General features: G+C 62.6%; 11 protein-coding genes. All 11 read left to right on the top strand.

Annotated features, from left to right (window positions below; translation table 11 throughout):
• The first annotated feature begins 145 nt into the window (after positions 1–145).
• The gene (locus tag FHW92_RS10440; RefSeq protein ID WP_168603192.1) at positions 146–1,255 is read left to right on the top strand and encodes a hypothetical protein; all 1,110 of its coding nucleotides are present in this window, start codon (positions 146–148) and stop codon (positions 1,253–1,255) included.
• 7 nt (positions 1,256–1,262) lie between these two features.
• The gene (locus FHW92_RS10435; RefSeq protein WP_168603191.1) at positions 1,263–2,054 is read left to right on the top strand and encodes an ABC transporter permease; all 792 of its coding nucleotides are present in this window, start codon (positions 1,263–1,265) and stop codon (positions 2,052–2,054) included.
• Positions 2,051–2,719, top strand: coding sequence for an ABC transporter ATP-binding protein (locus FHW92_RS10430; RefSeq protein ID WP_168603190.1), 669 nt, complete (start codon positions 2,051–2,053; stop codon positions 2,717–2,719). The genes FHW92_RS10435 and FHW92_RS10430 overlap by 4 nt, the downstream gene beginning before the upstream one ends.
• Before the next feature lie 78 nt (positions 2,720–2,797).
• Positions 2,798–4,048: a glycosyltransferase gene (locus FHW92_RS10425; protein WP_168603189.1), complete on the top strand. Its 1,251-nt coding sequence runs from the start codon at positions 2,798–2,800 to the stop codon at positions 4,046–4,048.
• A gap of 103 nt (positions 4,049–4,151) precedes the next feature.
• Positions 4,152–6,614, top strand: coding sequence for a heavy metal translocating P-type ATPase (locus tag FHW92_RS10420; protein WP_168603188.1), 2,463 nt, complete (start codon positions 4,152–4,154; stop codon positions 6,612–6,614).
• Positions 6,611–7,066 carry a Cu(I)-responsive transcriptional regulator gene (cueR, locus tag FHW92_RS10415; protein WP_168603187.1) on the top strand — a complete coding sequence of 152 codons (456 nt, stop codon included), beginning with the start codon at positions 6,611–6,613 and terminating at the stop codon, positions 7,064–7,066. Before FHW92_RS10420 ends, cueR begins: the two co-directional genes overlap by 4 nt.
• 77 nt (positions 7,067–7,143) lie before the next feature.
• Positions 7,144–8,760 (top strand): family 43 glycosylhydrolase, encoded by a 1,617-nt coding sequence (locus FHW92_RS10410; RefSeq protein WP_168603186.1) that lies wholly within the window; start codon positions 7,144–7,146, stop codon positions 8,758–8,760.
• Positions 8,761–8,888: 128 nt separating this feature from the next.
• A complete protein-coding gene (locus tag FHW92_RS10405) occupies positions 8,889–11,114 on the top strand; it encodes a PQQ-binding-like beta-propeller repeat protein (protein ID WP_168603185.1) in 2,226 nt (741 codons plus the stop codon).
• 13 nt (positions 11,115–11,127) lie between these two features.
• Positions 11,128–12,039, top strand: a complete 912-nt coding sequence (locus FHW92_RS10400) for a ThuA domain-containing protein (protein WP_168603184.1) — start codon at positions 11,128–11,130, stop codon at positions 12,037–12,039.
• A gap of 182 nt (positions 12,040–12,221) precedes the next feature.
• Entirely contained in the window at positions 12,222–14,993 is a 2,772-nt protein-coding gene (locus FHW92_RS10395; protein WP_168603183.1) for a TonB-dependent receptor, read from the top strand.
• A 154-nt stretch (positions 14,994–15,147) separates the two neighbouring features.
• Positions 15,148–16,110, top strand: coding sequence for a helix-turn-helix domain-containing protein (locus tag FHW92_RS10390; protein WP_168603182.1), 963 nt, complete (start codon positions 15,148–15,150; stop codon positions 16,108–16,110).
• Positions 16,111–16,193: the final 83 nt, after the last annotated feature.

Raw genomic sequence — 16,193 nt, 5'->3', positions numbered from 1 at the left:
GGGATAATCCATGCCATTTGCTCGGCCGTGACGCGCCGGGCTCCATCTGTTTGATACTGGATGAAAACCTGGCGCCGGAGGTGTGTCCCATTAGCATAATTGAATTAAATACCGATCAGCCAAAACTCTGATAACGCGAGATTTCATGCAGAATATTCTCCGATCTTATTTGAAAAAAATAGACGGTCTACTGATTGTGACCACAATTATCCCCACGATAATTGCGATCATTTACTTCGGATTTCTCGCATCTGATGTGTATATATCAGAATCCCGGTTCATTATCCGCAGTCCGGATAAACCTGCTTCGTCCGGTCTCGGCGTGATTTTGAAGACGGCCGGATTCAGCAATGCTGGCGATCAGGTTTTTGCCGTAAAAGATTATATCACTTCTCGCGATGCCCTTAACGAACTGAACCGGAATGGAGCGGTGGAGAAGGCTTACAGCCGCTCGGACATTTCCATTTTCGACCGCTTCAATCCATGGGGTTTTGAAGGTCAGAATGAAGACCTGTATCGCTACTTTGGCAAGAAAGTGGGCGTTCAGGAAGACTCCACTTCCTCGATTACAACTCTGACGGTCAGAGCCTATTCGGCGCAGGACGCCCGCCGCTTCAATGATCAGATACTTGGTCAGGCCGAGGCTCTGGTCAACCGGATCAATGAACGCGGGCGCAACGATCTGATCGGTTACGCCAAGGCCGAGGTCAGCGAGGCGCAGCAGCAGGTTGCGCGCACGGCGCTGACACTGGCCCAATATCGCGGACGCAAAGGCGTGCTGGATCCCGAGCGTCAGGCCACCGTTCGTGTCGAGATGATCGCAAAACTTCAGGACCAGTTGATTACCGCCCGCAACCAGTTGGCTCAGCTTCAGGCAACGGTGCCGATGAATCCGCAGATTGCGCCGCTTCAGATGCGCATTGCGGAAATGCAAAAAGAGATCGAACAGCAAACCAGATCGGTTGCAGGCGGCGACGGGTCGCTTTCACAGGCGGCGATCGAATATCAACGCCTTCTGCTTGAAAATGAAGCCGCCAGCAAGCAACTCGCCGTGGCGATGAATGCATTGCTGGATGCCCGCAACGAAGCGCGCCGCAAGCAAGCCTATATCGAGCGCATCGTGGCGCCCAACACGCCGGACGCCTCGTTTGAACCGCGCCGCATGCGCAGCATTTTCGCGACCTTCATTGTCGGCTTGATTGCCTGGGGCGTCCTTGGAATGCTGCTGGCCAGCGTCCGGGAACATCGCGAGTGATTCGACCATGAGCGGGCTTCAATCCTTTATGCGGTCCTGGGCGATCCAGCGCAGGGTGATCTGGGCTCTTCTCATGCGGGAAGTCCTCACCCGCTATGGACGGCATAACATTGGCTTCATGTGGCTGTTTGTCGAGCCGATGCTGTTCACCATGGGCGTCACCGCGCTGTGGAGCGCGACCAAATCGATCCATGGCTCCAACCTTCCGATCGTGGCTTTTGCGATCACCGGCTATTCCTCGGTGCTGCTCTGGCGCAATATGCCGGGCCGTTGCGTTGATGCCGTTGAACCCAACCGTTCGCTGCTGTTCCATCGCAATGTGCGCGTGATTGACCTGTTTCTGGCGCGTCTGTTGCTAGAAGCGATGGGGGCAACGATCTCGTTGATCGTGCTAAGCACGTTCTTCATCCTGATCGGTCAAATGGACCCGCCCGAGGATGTTCTTCAGGTTTTGGGCGGGTGGTTGATGCTGGCCTGGTTCGGGATGGCTCTGGCCATGACATTGGGCGCGGGTTCGGAGCGTTCCGAACTGATCCACAAGTTGTGGCATCCGGCCTCTTATCTGCTGTTTCCGCTGTCAGGCGCGGCGTTTCTCCTCAATTCCATGCCCGTTCAGGCGCAAATCTATCTGGAATATCTGCCCATGATCCATGGGCTTGAATATTTGCGCGAAGGGTTCTTCGGTTCAAAGATCCATGCGATCTATGACATTGGCTATATGGCGATGGTCAATCTTGTGCTGACTCTGGTCGGTCTGTCCCAGATACGCTTGCTGGCAGATACGGTGATTCCCGAATGATCGTTATCGACAATGTGGTAAAGGAATACCCGACCCATCGCGGCATGAAGCGGGTGCTCGATCATGTCAATCTGACGGTAAAGCCCGGGCAGCAGATTGGCATTCTCGGGCGCAATGGCGCAGGCAAATCCACGATGATCCGTCTGATCAGCGGCGCGGAACTGCCCACGGCCGGCACGGTCAAGCGCACGATGTCGGTGTCCTGGCCTCTGGCTTTTGGCGGCGCTTTTCAAAACGGCCTGACGGGCTACGACAATCTGCGCTTCATCTGCCGGGTCTATGGCATCGACCCCAGCGACAAGCTCGATTTCGTTCAGGATTTTTCCGAGCTGGGCATGTATATTCGTGAGCCGGTAAAGTCTTATTCCTCCGGCATGAGAGCCCGACTGGCATTTGCGATCTCGATGGTGATCGATTTCGATTGCTATCTGATCGACGAAGTGATCGCGGTGGGCGATACCCGTTTTCATGAAAAATGCATGATCGAGCTTTTTGAAAAGCGCGCGGACCGCGCGAAGATCATTGTCTCTCATGATGTCACCTATGTTCACCGCCACTGCGACAGCGCGGCTGTCCTGTCCGGGGGCCAACTGTCCTATTTCGAGGATCTGGAAGATGCCTTCCGGCACTATGATTACGTTTCCGGGCTGCCCAGCTACAGCTGATCGCCCGACGTCGGCGGGGGGGCAGGCAAGGTGAGTGCTTCTTTCGTCATGCCGAAACCGGACAGGCCTGGCTCACGCATGGCGCGTTTTCGCAAGCGCTGCGATGCATTGAAATGGACGTTGCGGGACAAAGGCGACCAGTTGCGGTTTCCTGCCGTCGTTGAGCGGTTGCTGGTCGGCATGGGCCGACATCGCGCCGCCGCTGCGGCCTTGCCCATTCGCCGCCTTTACGTGGATATTTCGGTGATTGCCCGCGATGACGCGGGAACGGGCATTCAGCGGGTCGTGCGCTCGGTCTATGCCCGGCTTGGCGAAGTTTGCGCCGATGATGTCGCCATTGTGCCTGTCGTGGTAAAACGTCGGCGCGACGGCTATAGCACCTTGGACGGCGAGCCCTTGCAGGGCGGCCCGGACGCTGTCTTCTTCGGCCTCGATTTTTCGACCGATTCCATTTTTCGCTATCGTAAGGAGCTTGGCCGGTTTCGCCGTTCGGGCGGTCGTTTGTGGTTCGTGCTGCATGACATTCTGCCCTTAAGCCACCCGCACTGGTTCACTGCGGCCTCAGGTCTTAAATACCGGCGCTGGCTTAGGGTGCTGGCGGGCGTGGCCGATGGGTTCCTGTGCGTTTCGTCGGTTGTGGTGGGCCAATTGGCCCACCTTTTGCAAAAGCGTTACGGGCTGGCGTCGGTCCCCGCCATCGTGGAAATTCCGCTGGGTTCATCGATTGTCGCGGCCAGCCAGGCAGTGCCTCCAACCTCGCTGTCGAGCTTACCCGGTCTGAGCGAGGAAATGTTGCGCCGCGCCGCTCTGGTGGTGGGCACTCTGGAGCCGCGCAAGGGACATGTTGATGTGCTGGATGCCTTCGATCTCCTCTGGCAAAGCGGCAGCCAAATTCCTTTGGTGCTGATTGGCCGGAGGGGCTGGAACACACAGGCCCTGCAGCACCGGATCCGCGATCATTCTCGGGCTGGAACGCTCTTGTTCTGGTACGATGATATTGATGATGCGACGTTATATGCCGCTTACGCCCGTTGCCGCATGGCGATTGTCCCTTCGCTGGCCGAGGGCTACGGCCTGCCTCTTGATGAGGCATTATTCTTGGGTGCCCCCGTGCTGGCGCGCGATATTCCTGTATTCCGTCGGCATCAGCAGGCGGCTTTGGCCTATTTTCCGGTAACGGCCTGCGCGCAGGATCTTGCCGCAATGATCGAGGATTTCCACGGCAAGGCGCAGGATTTGCCCTCATCGCAGGTTTCCTTCGTCACCTGGACGGAGACGGCGCTGGCTTGCCTGAGGGCCATTGGCTGCGCCCGCGCGGCAAATCCTTGATCGGGGCACGGGCGCGTCGGACCGAAACTTCCCCCTTGACCTTGCCATGATGGCAAGCCCCATCTTCACGCCAGAACCCGTTTCCCAAGCGTGAGCATCCGTCATGAGCAAGCCCCAATCCCAGCCCGCAACCGGCCCCACACGGCGCCATATTGCCATTGAGGGCATGAATTGCGCCTCCTGCGTCGGGCGGGTGGAAAGGGCGCTGGGCAAGGTGGCGGGGGTGCGCTCGGTCAGCGTCAATTTGGCGACGGCGGGGGCCGATATTGTGGCCGATGCGGGGGTGAATCACGGCGCCATCGCCCGCGCGGTCGAGGAGGCGGGCTATCGCATTCCCTCCGCCGCGCAGGAACTCGCGATCGAGGGGATGAGTTGCGCCTCCTGCGTGGGCCGGGTCGAGCGGGCGCTGCTGGCGGTGCCCGGCGTTGCGGCGGCCTCCGTCAATCTGGCCACCGGGTGGGCGCAGGTGCGGGGCAGCGCGCCGGTCGAGGATCTGATCGCGGCGGTGGCCGGGGCGGGCTATCAGGCGCGCGCATATCGCGGCGCGGCGGCGCGCGACGAGGCGCAGGACCGCCGCGAAGCAGAGGCGCAGGAATTGAAACGCGATTTCCGGCGGGCTTTGGTGCTGGCCCTGCCGGTCTTCGTGCTGGAAATGGGGTCGCATCTGATCCCGGGCGTGCATGAGCTGATCCACCGCACCATCGGGATGGAGAACAGTTGGTATCTCCAATTTGCGCTGACCACGCTGGTGCTGGGTTTTCCGGGGCGGCGGTTCTATCGCCATGGCATTCCGGCGCTGTTGCGGATGGCGCCCGATATGCATTCGCTGGTCGCGGTGGGCACGCTGGCGGCCTATGCCTATTCGCTGGTGGCGACGTTTGCGCCTGCGCTGCTGCCCCCCGGCACGGTTCATGTCTATTACGAGGCCGCCTCGGTCATTGTCGCGCTGATCCTGCTGGGCCGGATGCTGGAGGCGCGGGCCAAGGGGCGCACATCCGAGGCGATCCAGCGGCTCGTGCGGCTTCAGCCCAGAATCGCACGGGTGCGCGGCAGCGGGGAAGTGGCCATCGGGGATGTCATCGCGGGCGACATCATCGAAATCCGCCCCGGCGAGCGCATCCCGGTCGATGGCGAGGTGATCGAGGGCGAGAGTTTCGTCGATGAGGCGATGATCACCGGCGAGCCGATCCCCGTGGCCAAGACCATCGGTAGCGCCCTGGTGGGCGGCACGGTCAACCAGCAGGGCGCGCTGGCCTTTCGCGCTACAGCGGTGGGGGGCGATACGGTGCTCTCGCAAATCATCGCCATGGTCGAGGCGGCGCAGGGTTCCAAATTACCGATTCAGGCCGTGGTGGACCGGATCACCCTGTGGTTCGTCCCGGCGGTGATGGCGGCCGCCGCGCTGACCTTTGCAGGCTGGCTGGCGTTTGGGCCGCCCCATGCTCTGGGGCTGGCGCTGGTCAATGCGGTGGCGGTGCTGATCATCGCCTGCCCCTGCGCGATGGGGCTGGCCACGCCCACGGCGATCATGGTCGGCACCGGGCGCGCGGCGGAAATGGGCGTGCTGTTTCGCCGGGGCGGGGCGCTGCAAATGCTGCGCGAGGCCAAGGTTATCGCGCTGGACAAGACCGGTACGCTGACGCTGGGGCATCCGGCGCTGACCGACCTGCATCTGGCCGAAGGGTTCGAGAGGGGCGCGGTGCTGGGCGCCATCGCGGCGGTTGAGGATCGCTCCGAACATCCCATTGCCCGCGCGATTGTCGAGGCCGCGCGGGAAGAGGGTTTGAACCCCGGCGCGGCGGGCGATTTTGCCGCCATCCCCGGCATGGGCGCGCGGGGCGTGGTCGATGGTCATGATGTGGCCGTGGGCGCAGATCGCCATATGGAAAGTCTGGGGCTGGATACCGCGCCCTTCACGCAGATGGCGGCGCGGCTGGGCGCAGAGGGCAAGACCCCGCTCTATGCCGCCATCGACGGCGTGCTGGCGGCGGTGCTGGCGGTGTCCGATCCGGTCAAGCCGGGGACGCCCGAGGCGATTGCGGCATTCCACGCGCTGGGGCTGAAAGTGGCGATGATTACCGGCGACAACAGCGCCACCGCCCATGCCATCGCCGCCCGTCTGGGCATTGATGAGGTGGTGGCGCAGGTCATGCCCGAGGGCAAGGTCGAGGCGGTACGCCGGTTGCAGGGGCAATATGGCCGCCTGGCCTATGTGGGCGATGGGATCAACGATGCCCCCGCGCTGGCGCAGGCCGATGTGGGCATGGCGGTGGGCACGGGCACCGATATTGCCATTGAGGCCGCCGATGTCGTGCTGATGACGGGCCATCTGGGCGCGGTGGGCGATGGTATTGCGCTGTCCCGCGCGACGATGGGGGTGATCGGGCAGAACCTGTTTTGGGCCTTTGCCTATAATGTCGCGCTGATCCCGGTGGCGGCGGGGGTGCTTTATCCGGTGCTGCTCTCGCCGGTGTTTGCGGCGGGCGCGATGGCGATGTCCTCGGTCTTTGTGCTGGGCAATTCGCTGCGGTTGCGGCAATTTCACGCCAAAGGAGGCGCGCGATGAACATTGGCGAGGCGGCAAAGGCATCGGGCGTTTCGGCCAAGATGATCCGCTATTACGAAACCACTGGTTTGATCCCCAAGGCCGAGCGGCGGGACTCAGGATACCGTGATTATTCGCCCGCCGATGTCCACAATCTGCGCTTTATCCGTCGCGCGCGCGACATGGGCTTTGCCGTGGCCGAGATAAACGAATTGCTGGGCCTGTGGCGCGACCGTTCGCGCCACAGCGCGGATGTCAAACGCATCGCTTCGGCCCATGTCGAGCAATTGAGCGCCCGCATCGCCGCGATGGAGGAGATGCGCAGCACGCTCCAGACGCTGATCGGATGCTGCGCCGGGGACGACCGGCCCGATTGCCCGATTCTGGCCGATCTGGAGGAGCCGGGGGTTGCGGTTCGCCCCGATGCGCAGGCCCGACTGCGCGAGCGGGCGATTACCAATCGGCGCGGATAGGGCGATTTTCTTTTCCCCTTGCTAGCGCTACCATAGTTTAATAGAACTATGGTTCTAAAATAGACCGAGGGGATGACATGGTTACGCGACGTTCTGCATTGGAAAGCCTTGCCACCGGAGCGATGGGGGCCGCGCTGCCCGCCGTTCCCGCTCTGGCCGCGCAAAAGCCGCGCCCTGTCACCCACGCCACCGGCCCTGAGGGCGAACGCCGCGCCGACTTGGGCAATGGCTGGTATCGCAATCCGATCATGCCGGGCGATTATCCCGATCCTTCGATCCTGAAGGATGGCGACGATTATTACATGACCCATTCCAGCTTCGAGGCCGCGCCGGGCCTGATCATCTGGCATTCGCGCGATCTGGTGAACTGGCGCCCGATCGGCCCCGCGCTGGAAAAGCCGTTGGGCACGGTGTTTGCGGTGGACATCGCCAAGCATAATGGCCGCTATTTCATCTATATCCCCTTCATGAAGGCCCCATGGTCGGGCGATTTGGCCAGCTTTGCCAACATCTATGTCATCCATGCCGAGAGCATGGCCGGGCCGTGGAGCGACCCCATTGATCTCAAGATCCATGGCCTGATCGACCCGGGCCATGTGGTGGGCGAGGATGGCAAGCGTTACCTCTATCTCTCGGGCGTGAACCGGGTGGCGCTGGCCGATGATGGCTTGTCCACCGTCGGTCCGGTCGAACCGGCCTATGAGGGCTGGCACTATCCCGAAGAATGGATCACCGAGGGCTATTCGCTGGAGGGCCCGAAACTGTTCCGGCGCGGCGAGTGGTTCTATCTGGTCTCGGCCGTGGGCGGCACATCCGGTCCGGCCACCAGTCATATGGTGATCATCGCCCGCTCGAAATCGGCCAAGGGGCCTTGGGTCAATTGCCCGCATAACCCGATTGTCCGCACGCATAGCGACAAGGAAGCATGGTGGTCGCGCGGCCATGCCACGATGGTGGAAGGGCCGAAGAGCGCGTGGTACATGGTCTATCACGGCTATGAAAAGGACTATCGCTCGCTGGGCCGCCAGACCTTGCTGGAGCCGATGACGTGGGACGCCGATGGCTGGCCGCGCGCGTTGGGGGGCGATCTGTCGCTGGCCATGCCGATGCCGACGGGCAAGGCGGGCACGCCGGGCGGCTTTACCCGCAGCGATGATTTCACGCGGCCCGCCTTTGGCACGCGCTGGAGTTTCTATGGCGCCGCGCCGGGGGAACTGGCGCGGGCCAAGGTTGGAGGCGGCGTCCTCGAACTGGCGGCCAAGGGGACCGGCCCGGCCGATTGCTCACCCCTGACCCAGACTGTGGGCGATCATGCCTATGAGATCAGCGTCAGCGTCGATGTCGATGCGGGCGCGCAGGGCGGCTTGCTGCTGTTCTATGATGACCGGCTGTTTCTTGGCATGGGCATTGATGGGCAAAGGATGATCACATGGCGCGGCGGCCGCTCCAGCTTCTGGCAGGAACCCGCGCCCAGGGTGGGCAAGCTGCATCTCAAAATCGTCAATGATCGCCAGATCGTCACGTTCTACTACAGCCTCGACGGCAAGACATGGACCCGCCACGGCATCCGCAGCGAAGTCTCGGGCTATCAGGCCAACACGGTCGATGATCTTTCCTCCCTGCGCCCCGCGCTTTATGCCAGCGGCAAGGGGGTGGTGCGGTTTATGGACTATCGCTTCCGCGCCCTGCCCTAGGGAGGCAATTCCTTCGCAGGCGTAATTCCTTCGCAGGCAAGGATCTGGTGCAGCGCCAGCCAGCGACCGCTGGCGCTTTGGCCTCTAATCCCCATAGACGCAAAAGAAGCGTGGTGCGGGAGAAGAGAATGAGACGGAGCCTGTTTGGCGCGATGGTCAGCGTGTTGGCCATTACCGCGGCCAATGCTCTTGCCCAAACGGGCGAGGATTGGATCGCGCGCCTGCCGCAGGGGCCGGGCCGCGCCGAATTTGCCGCCAATTGCAGCAAATGCCACGCCATCGGCACCGTCACCGCCAAGCCGAAATCGGCCGCCGACTGGGACGAGACGCTGGCCAAGATGAAGAAGCTGGGGCTGATCATCACCCCGGCGGATGAGGCGGCGGTGCGCAGCTATCTTCTGGCGCATTATCAGGCGAAGGAGGGCGGCGCAGGCGCGCCGATGCCCGTGGCGCAGGGCGAGGCCAAGGCGCTCTATCCCCGGCCCACCGGGGCCAATCAGTGGCCGGCCTATGGTGGCGGCGGGGGCAATGGCAATTTCTCGCCGCTTGCCCAGATCAACGCGAAGAATGTGGGCCGTCTGCAACCGGCATGGACCTTCCGCTATGGCACCGGCCCCAGCAAGGCGGGCGATCAGGGGCTGGATTCGCGCTTTGAGGTGACGCCGCTGCTGATCGGCGGGGTGATGTATATTTCCACGCCTGCCACGCCGCTCAAACCCGATCTGAAGGCCAGCATCACCGCCATCCGCCCCGAAACCGGCGAGGTGATCTGGAAATATGAAAGCCCCAAGGGAATCCACGGGCGCGGCATCGCCTATTGGCCCGGAGACGCCAAGACCGCCCCGCGCCTGATCTTCGGCACCGATGAGGGCTATCTGATGGCGGTGGATGTCACCACCGGCCAGCCCGCGCGCGGCTTTGGCCGGGGCGGGGTGATCGACGCCTATATCGGTGTGGCCAGCGAAATCGTGGGCGAATCGCGCCGTTCCACCTTCACCATCCCCAATCCGGTCACAATCTGGCGCGACCTTATCATCACCGGCGCGCGTCCGGGCGAGGGCGGCCCGCCCCAGCCGCGCGGCGACATCCGCGCCTTTGACGCGCGCACGGGCCGCCAAGTCTGGGCCTTCCACGTCATCCCCGAACCGGGCGAGGCCAATCACGACACCTGGGTGGGGGATGAATGGCGCGATACGTCCGGGGCCAACGTCTGGTCCACCATGGCGATCGACGAGGAGCGCGGCATCCTCTACGCCCCCACCGGGGACGCCAATTCGGGCGCCAAGGGGCCGCAGCTCTATTCCGACACTTTGCTGGCTTTGGACGCGGCCTCGGGCAAGCTGCTGTGGCATCACCAATTGACCCATCATGACATCTGGGACTGGGATTCGCCCACGCCGCCCCTGTTGGCCGATGTGATGCAGGGGGGCAAGAGCGTGCCCGCCGTGATGTTGACGGGCAAGCATGGCTTGTTCTTCATGTTCGACCGGGTGACGGGCGAGCCGCTCAACGGCTTTACCGAAAAGCCCACGCCCCGCGCCGATGAGCCGACCGATGAAGTCTGGCCGACCCAGCCTTTTCCCGATGCGCCCGGCCCGATTGCGCGGATCACGATGAAGCGCGAGGAAATCCCGGACCTGCTGCCCGGCATGAAGGCCGCCTGCACCGATTTCTGGGACAGGAACGGCATCGTGGTGGGCGACCTTTACGCCCCGCGCCAGAGCAGTGCGCACGCAACCTTGACCTATCCCAGCCCGGTGGGCGGGCCAAACTGGGGCGGGGGCAGCTATTCGGCATCGCTGGGCTATTATTTCGTCAATGTTCAGAACCGCCCGGTCTATCGCCCCAAGGTGGCGGCCGGGGCCGGTGTGGCGATGATGAACCGCAATGTGCCCGCAGGCCCGCCGCCGCCCCGCCCCACCGGGCCGCGCCCACCGCAGGGCTTTACCTATAGCGCCAATGGCGTGAACCTCTCCTGCGGCGCGACGCCTTGGGGCGAGCTGGTTGCGGTCGATGTGGCGAAGCGCAGCATCGCATGGCGCGTGCCGCTGGGCATTACCGAAGCGCTGGGCAAGGCTGGCCTCAACACCGGCGCGCCCAACATCGGCGGCAATATCGTGACCGCAGGCGGCGTGGTGTTCATCGGGGCCACTAACGACCACCGCTTCCGCGCCTTCGATGCCAAGAGTGGCAAGCTGCTGTGGCAGAGCGTGCTGGAGGCCTCGGCCCATTCGACGCCGATCACCTATATGGGCGCGGATGGTAAGCAATATGTCGTGGTGGCCGCAGGGGGCGGTACGGCGGTGGGCGGGCCGGAAATGTCCGACACGCTGGTGGCCTATCGGTTGCCGTAAGGGGGATAATGTGATGCGTAAGATGTTCTTGCTGGCGGGTTTGCTGCCTGCCGCCGCGCTGGCCCAGACGCCGCCCCCCGCGCCCGCTGCCCCGCCGCCAATGATGCCGCAATCGAGCGTCAACGATCCCTGGCCGGGGATGAAGAAGCTGCTGATTATCGCGGATGTTCAGACCGGATGGCATCACGATTCAATCAACCATGCGATGGGCGTGATCGAACAGATGGGCCGCGAGCATGGCGAATGGGCTACCGTGATCCGCACCGACAGCCAGTTGATCACCAAGGCTCCGATTGTTGGTCAAGGCGCGCGCTATGCGGGCAAATTCGTCAATGCCCGCAATTTGGACCAGTTCGACGCGGTGTTCTATCTGGGCAGCGGGGCGGGCGCGCTGTCCGATCAGCAGAAGGCGGATCTGCTGTCTTTCGTGAAGCAGGACGGCAAGGGCTTTATCGCAGGGCATGCCGCCACGGTCGCCTATTACGAATGGCCCGAATTTACCCAGATGATCGGCGCCTTTATGGAAAGCGAGTTTCGCGTCGATACGATGCAGATTATCAACGAAGATCCGGCCTTCCCCGGCGCGGGCGTCTTTCCCAAGACTTTCGCCTATACTGACCAGTTTCCGGTGATGCGTATGCCGTTTACCAGCAAGGACGCGCATGTCATCCTGCGGCTGGACCCGAGCAAGATGACGCCGCAGCAGCGCAAGACCCGCGCCGACGATGATTTCCCGCTGGTCTGGGCCAAGTCCTATGGCAAGGGCCGCGTCTATAACCTGACCATCGGCCATCAGGAGCAGGTCTGGGACGACCCCAAATTCCGCGAGATGGCGCATCAAGGGATCCGCTGGGCGCTCGGGCTGGTGGACGCGAAAGTGGACCCGCCAGCGCCGCCCGCGCCGCGCCGGCCAAAGGGCAAATAAACTCTCCTCCCGCGAGCGCCCGGCCCCAAAAGCCGGGCGTTTTGCTGCCCGCTGCCCGGTCCCCGCCTGTGCAGTCTCAGTCCAGAGATTGGGGCCTTCGCAGCTAGGGGCGCAGGGGTCGCCGGGGCGTATGCCGGAACCATAATCCGGCAAAACAACCGGACACCAACAAGGGGGACAGGATGAAGATCGGGCAAACAGGCCGCGTGGCTTTGGGCATTTCCTATATGGCGCTGGCCATGGCGGGCGCGGCCCATGCGCAGGATATCACCGGCCACGGGGCGGCCGAATCGGCCAGCAAACAGGATGCCGAAATCATCGTGACCGGCACCGCGATCAAGGGCGTGGCCCCGGTCGGTTCGGCCACCGTCACGATGGACCGCGCCAGCCTTGTGGCCAGCGGCGTGCGCGACACGGCGCAATTGATCGCCCAATTGCCGCAGGGGTCCAGCCTTGGCACCAGCCAGAATTCGACCGGCGGGCGGCAACAGGGCGTCAACCTGCGCGGGCTGGGCAACAATGCCACGCTGTTGCTGTTCGATGGCCATCGCTGGGCGCCGCAGGGGGTGATTTCGCAGATCCCCGATCCTTCCGTCATCCCCTTTGCCGCGATCGAGCGCGTGGAGGTCGTCACCGACGGCGCCTCGGCCATTTACGGGTCGGACGCGGTGGCGGGCGTGGTCAATTATGTGCTGCGCAAGGATTATGAAGGGCTGGAACTGACGGGCCGCTATAATCACACGCTCTATGACCAGCGCGCGTTTGAAGGCGTATTGGGCCATCGCTGGAGCGAGGGCGGCTTCATGCTGGGCTTCAGCTATACCGACCGCGATCCGGTAAAACGCGCCGCGCGCGATTATCTGCGCAATGATTTGCGTCCCTATGGCGGCAACAACAACAATCTGATCGGCACCACGGTGTTTCCCGGAACGCCCGGCGCGCTGATCATCGGCAGCACGGTTTACGGCCTGCCCGCCACCAATGGCGCGGTGCCTACGGCCGCGCAGGTGACGGCGCTGAAAGGCAATCCCACACTGGCCGATCCGGCGGACATGTATGATTACTTTTCCAGCCGCAAACAGATCAGCGTGCTGCTCAAGGCCCATCAGACCATCGGCTCGGGCGAGCTGAGCGGCACGGTCAATTACAACCGCCGCGAAAACTCCGCCCGCGCGCAGGAGGCCCTGCCCAATATCTCGATCAACCTGACCCCCAGCAGCCCGTGGTATATCCCCGGCCTGACCACGGGCAACGAGACGCTGGTCTATAATCTGGGCCTGAATTACGCCAATTACGATCTGACCCAGCGCAACAAGGAGGAGACGTTCAACTCCACGCTGGAATATAAGGCCCGCATCTTCAAGGGTTTCGACTGGACGACCTATGGCTCCTACGGCTTTTCGTCCGGGTGCAACGTGTGTCAGCCGCAGGCCAACACCACCATTGCCGCCGTTATCGCCAACAATCCCAGCTATTATTCCACCTTCAACCCCTATCAGCCCGGCCAGCAGAGCGGGGCCGACATGCTGATCGGCGGCTTCCTGCAGGAGGCCAAATTCCGCACCGCCGATTTCGGCACCAAAATCAGCGGGGCGCTGTTCGATCTGCCCGCTGGGTCGGTCAAGGTGGCGCTGGGCGGGGAATATACCGAATATTGGTTCTGGCTCTTGGCGCAAAACAAGCTCAACCTGCAAAACGCCTTTCAGGTGTCGCGCAGCACCAAGAGCGGGCGCCATGTTTCCTCGGCCTATGGCGAGGCGTTCATTCCGATGTTCGGTGCGGCCAACCGCATCCCCGGCTTTGACCGGCTGGATCTGAGCGCGGCGGTGCGCTGGGACAAATATTCCGATTTCGGCACCACGGCCAATCCCAAATTCGGCCTGACATGGCAGCCGACGGGCGGCGTCAAGCTGCGCGGCAGTTGGGGCACATCGTTCCGCGCGCCCACGCTGATCGAGAGCAATCCGGCAACCGTGGGCCAGACCAACCGCGCCTATATCGCCAATGGCGCCAATGATCCCTCGGTGCCCGTCACGCTGTCGAGCACGGGCCAGAGCGCAGTGCTCAACCGCACCGGCAACACCGCGGGGCTGAAGCCGGAATCGGCGACCGTCTGGTCGCTGGGGCTGGATCTGACGCCTGCCTTCACGCCCAATCTGAAATTCGGCGTCACCTATTACAACGTCAATTACAAGAACCGCATCGAGAACCTGCCCAACCAGACGGCGACCAATGCGCTGGTCCTTTCCAGCCCGGCCAATCGCGCGCTCTACAGCGACTATTTCATCGTCGCGCCCCAACCCAGCACCTGCGTCAACGGCAATTACGCGACCTATAATCCGGCCTATCTGCCCTTCCTGACCGACAAGAACGCGGTGTTTACCCCCAGCACGATCAATGACTGCACGCTGACCGGCATTGTGAACGGCGGTACGCAGAACCTTGGCAATGTGAAGCAAAGCGGGCTGGACTTTACGCTCAACTATCGTCTGGAAACCAGGGCGGGCACCTTTGCCTTTGACGGCAGCTTTACCAAGATCCTCAACCTGCAAAAGAGCCTGACGCCGACGGGGGCGCTGTTCAATGCGCTGGACACATTCGGTTTTCAGGTGTCCTCGCGTGGGCGGGCCTCGGTGTCCTGGCGCAAGGACGGGTTCAACGCCAATATCGCGGCCAATTATGTCGGCTCCTATCTCAACAATGCCACGATCACCGTGGCGGGCGTCAAACTGCCCGATACGCAGATCCCGGCTTGGACGACCTTCGACGGCAATCTGGGCTATGAATTTGGCGAGAACCACCGCTGGCTGAGCGGCACGCGGCTGGCGCTGGGGGTGCAGAACCTGACCGACAAGGCGCCGCCGATTGTCCTGTCGGGCACCAATGCGGTCGATACCAACAACCACAATGTCTGGGGCCGCATCTGGACCTTTGAAATCAGCCACAAGTTCTGAGCCCGGCCATCATCCACCCTTGGCCCCGGCAGTCTGTCTGTCGGGGCCGTTTTGTGTACCAGTGTGAACATATGTTGTCAGGAGGTCCGGCCTGCGTTAGGCTGGCGCGCAGAGGATAGAGGCAAAAATGCCGGAAGATTGTGGGAGAAATGCCATGCGTTCATGGTCCACCGACACCCATGCAGAAGTGAACCATCTGGTTTACTGGCGTGAGGCGATCTGTGAGGCGATCTTTGAACTGGACTTTACCAGCAAGGACGAGGGCGTGGCGGCCAGTATGCAGCAGCATGACCTTGGCCCGCTCAAACTGAGCGCGATTTCCATCGGCAGCGCGCATAGCGTGGTGCGATCCCAAGGCGCGGCGGCGCGTGAGCGGCAGCCCCATCTCAACCTCAACTGGATCCGCAGCGGCGCATGGCAGGTCGATCATTATGGCCGCCGGGTCGATCTGGGGCCGGGCGACATGGTGCTGCTCGACAATCGCCAGCCCTACAGCGTCACCACCGAGCATGGGTCGGAGCATATCGTGGCGCGCCTGCCGATTGAATGGGTGCGCTGCTGGCTGCCCTCGCCCGAAGCGGCAGTGGCGCGGGTGGTGCGCGCGGGTGACCCATGGCATGGCGTGCTGGAGGCGACGTTGACCGAGGCGATCCGCGATGATCGCGGCGATGAGGCATGGCGCAGGCTTTGCACGCAACAGATCGGCGGGGCGCTGGCACTGATGCTGGGGGCCAATGAAAGCCGCCTGTCGAACCACACGCGCCAGCTTTACCGCCGCATCCGCACCGCCATCCAGAACCGCTTTTTCGAACATGAACTTGATGCGGCCAGCGTCGCCGCCGAGGTGGCGATCTCGCCGCGCTATCTGCACAAGATTCTGGCGCAGGAGGGCACGACCTATGTGCAGGAACTTTTCGCCGTGCGTCTGCAACACGCCTGCGCCTTGTTGAAAGATCCGCGCTTTGCCGAATTGTCGGTGTCGGAAATCGGCTGGCGTTCGGGCTTTTGCGATCCCAGCCATTTTTCCCGCCGGTTCAAAGCCCATGTCGGCCAGACGCCCGGCCAGTGGCGGCAAGAGGGTCAGGGACAGCAGGACATGGAACAGAACCTGCATTGACCCGCGTGCATCGCGAGCCAAGCATTTGTTCGCCCCCAAGCAGCGTCGGGGCTGCGCCTTGCTGATAGACCGGCCTGACAAGG

This window comes from Novosphingobium sp. SG707, assembly GCF_012275515.1.
Taxonomy (GTDB): Bacteria; Pseudomonadota; Alphaproteobacteria; order Sphingomonadales; family Sphingomonadaceae; genus Novosphingobium.
Note: the sequence above shows the minus strand (reverse complement) of the source record. Positions and strands in the feature narration are given on the sequence as shown.

What these genes read in the sequence shown, in the direction of transcription:
- cueR (WP_168603187.1), top strand. Translation starts at nt 6,611, where the DNA reads ATGAACATTGGCGAGGCGGCAAAGGCATCGGGCGTTTCGGCCAAGATG.
- FHW92_RS10410 (WP_168603186.1), top strand. Translation starts at nt 7,144, where the DNA reads ATGGTTACGCGACGTTCTGCATTGGAAAGCCTTGCCACCGGAGCGATG.
- FHW92_RS10405 (WP_168603185.1), top strand. Translation starts at nt 8,889, where the DNA reads ATGAGACGGAGCCTGTTTGGCGCGATGGTCAGCGTGTTGGCCATTACC.
- FHW92_RS10390 (WP_168603182.1), top strand. Translation starts at nt 15,148, where the DNA reads ATGCGTTCATGGTCCACCGACACCCATGCAGAAGTGAACCATCTGGTT.
- FHW92_RS10440 (WP_168603192.1), top strand. Translation starts at nt 146, where the DNA reads ATGCAGAATATTCTCCGATCTTATTTGAAAAAAATAGACGGTCTACTG.
- FHW92_RS10425 (WP_168603189.1), top strand. Translation starts at nt 2,798, where the DNA reads ATGGCGCGTTTTCGCAAGCGCTGCGATGCATTGAAATGGACGTTGCGG.
- FHW92_RS10430 (WP_168603190.1), top strand. Translation starts at nt 2,051, where the DNA reads ATGATCGTTATCGACAATGTGGTAAAGGAATACCCGACCCATCGCGGC.
- FHW92_RS10420 (WP_168603188.1), top strand. Translation starts at nt 4,152, where the DNA reads ATGAGCAAGCCCCAATCCCAGCCCGCAACCGGCCCCACACGGCGCCAT.
- FHW92_RS10435 (WP_168603191.1), top strand. Translation starts at nt 1,263, where the DNA reads ATGAGCGGGCTTCAATCCTTTATGCGGTCCTGGGCGATCCAGCGCAGG.
- FHW92_RS10400 (WP_168603184.1), top strand. Translation starts at nt 11,128, where the DNA reads ATGCGTAAGATGTTCTTGCTGGCGGGTTTGCTGCCTGCCGCCGCGCTG.
- FHW92_RS10395 (WP_168603183.1), top strand. Translation starts at nt 12,222, where the DNA reads ATGAAGATCGGGCAAACAGGCCGCGTGGCTTTGGGCATTTCCTATATG.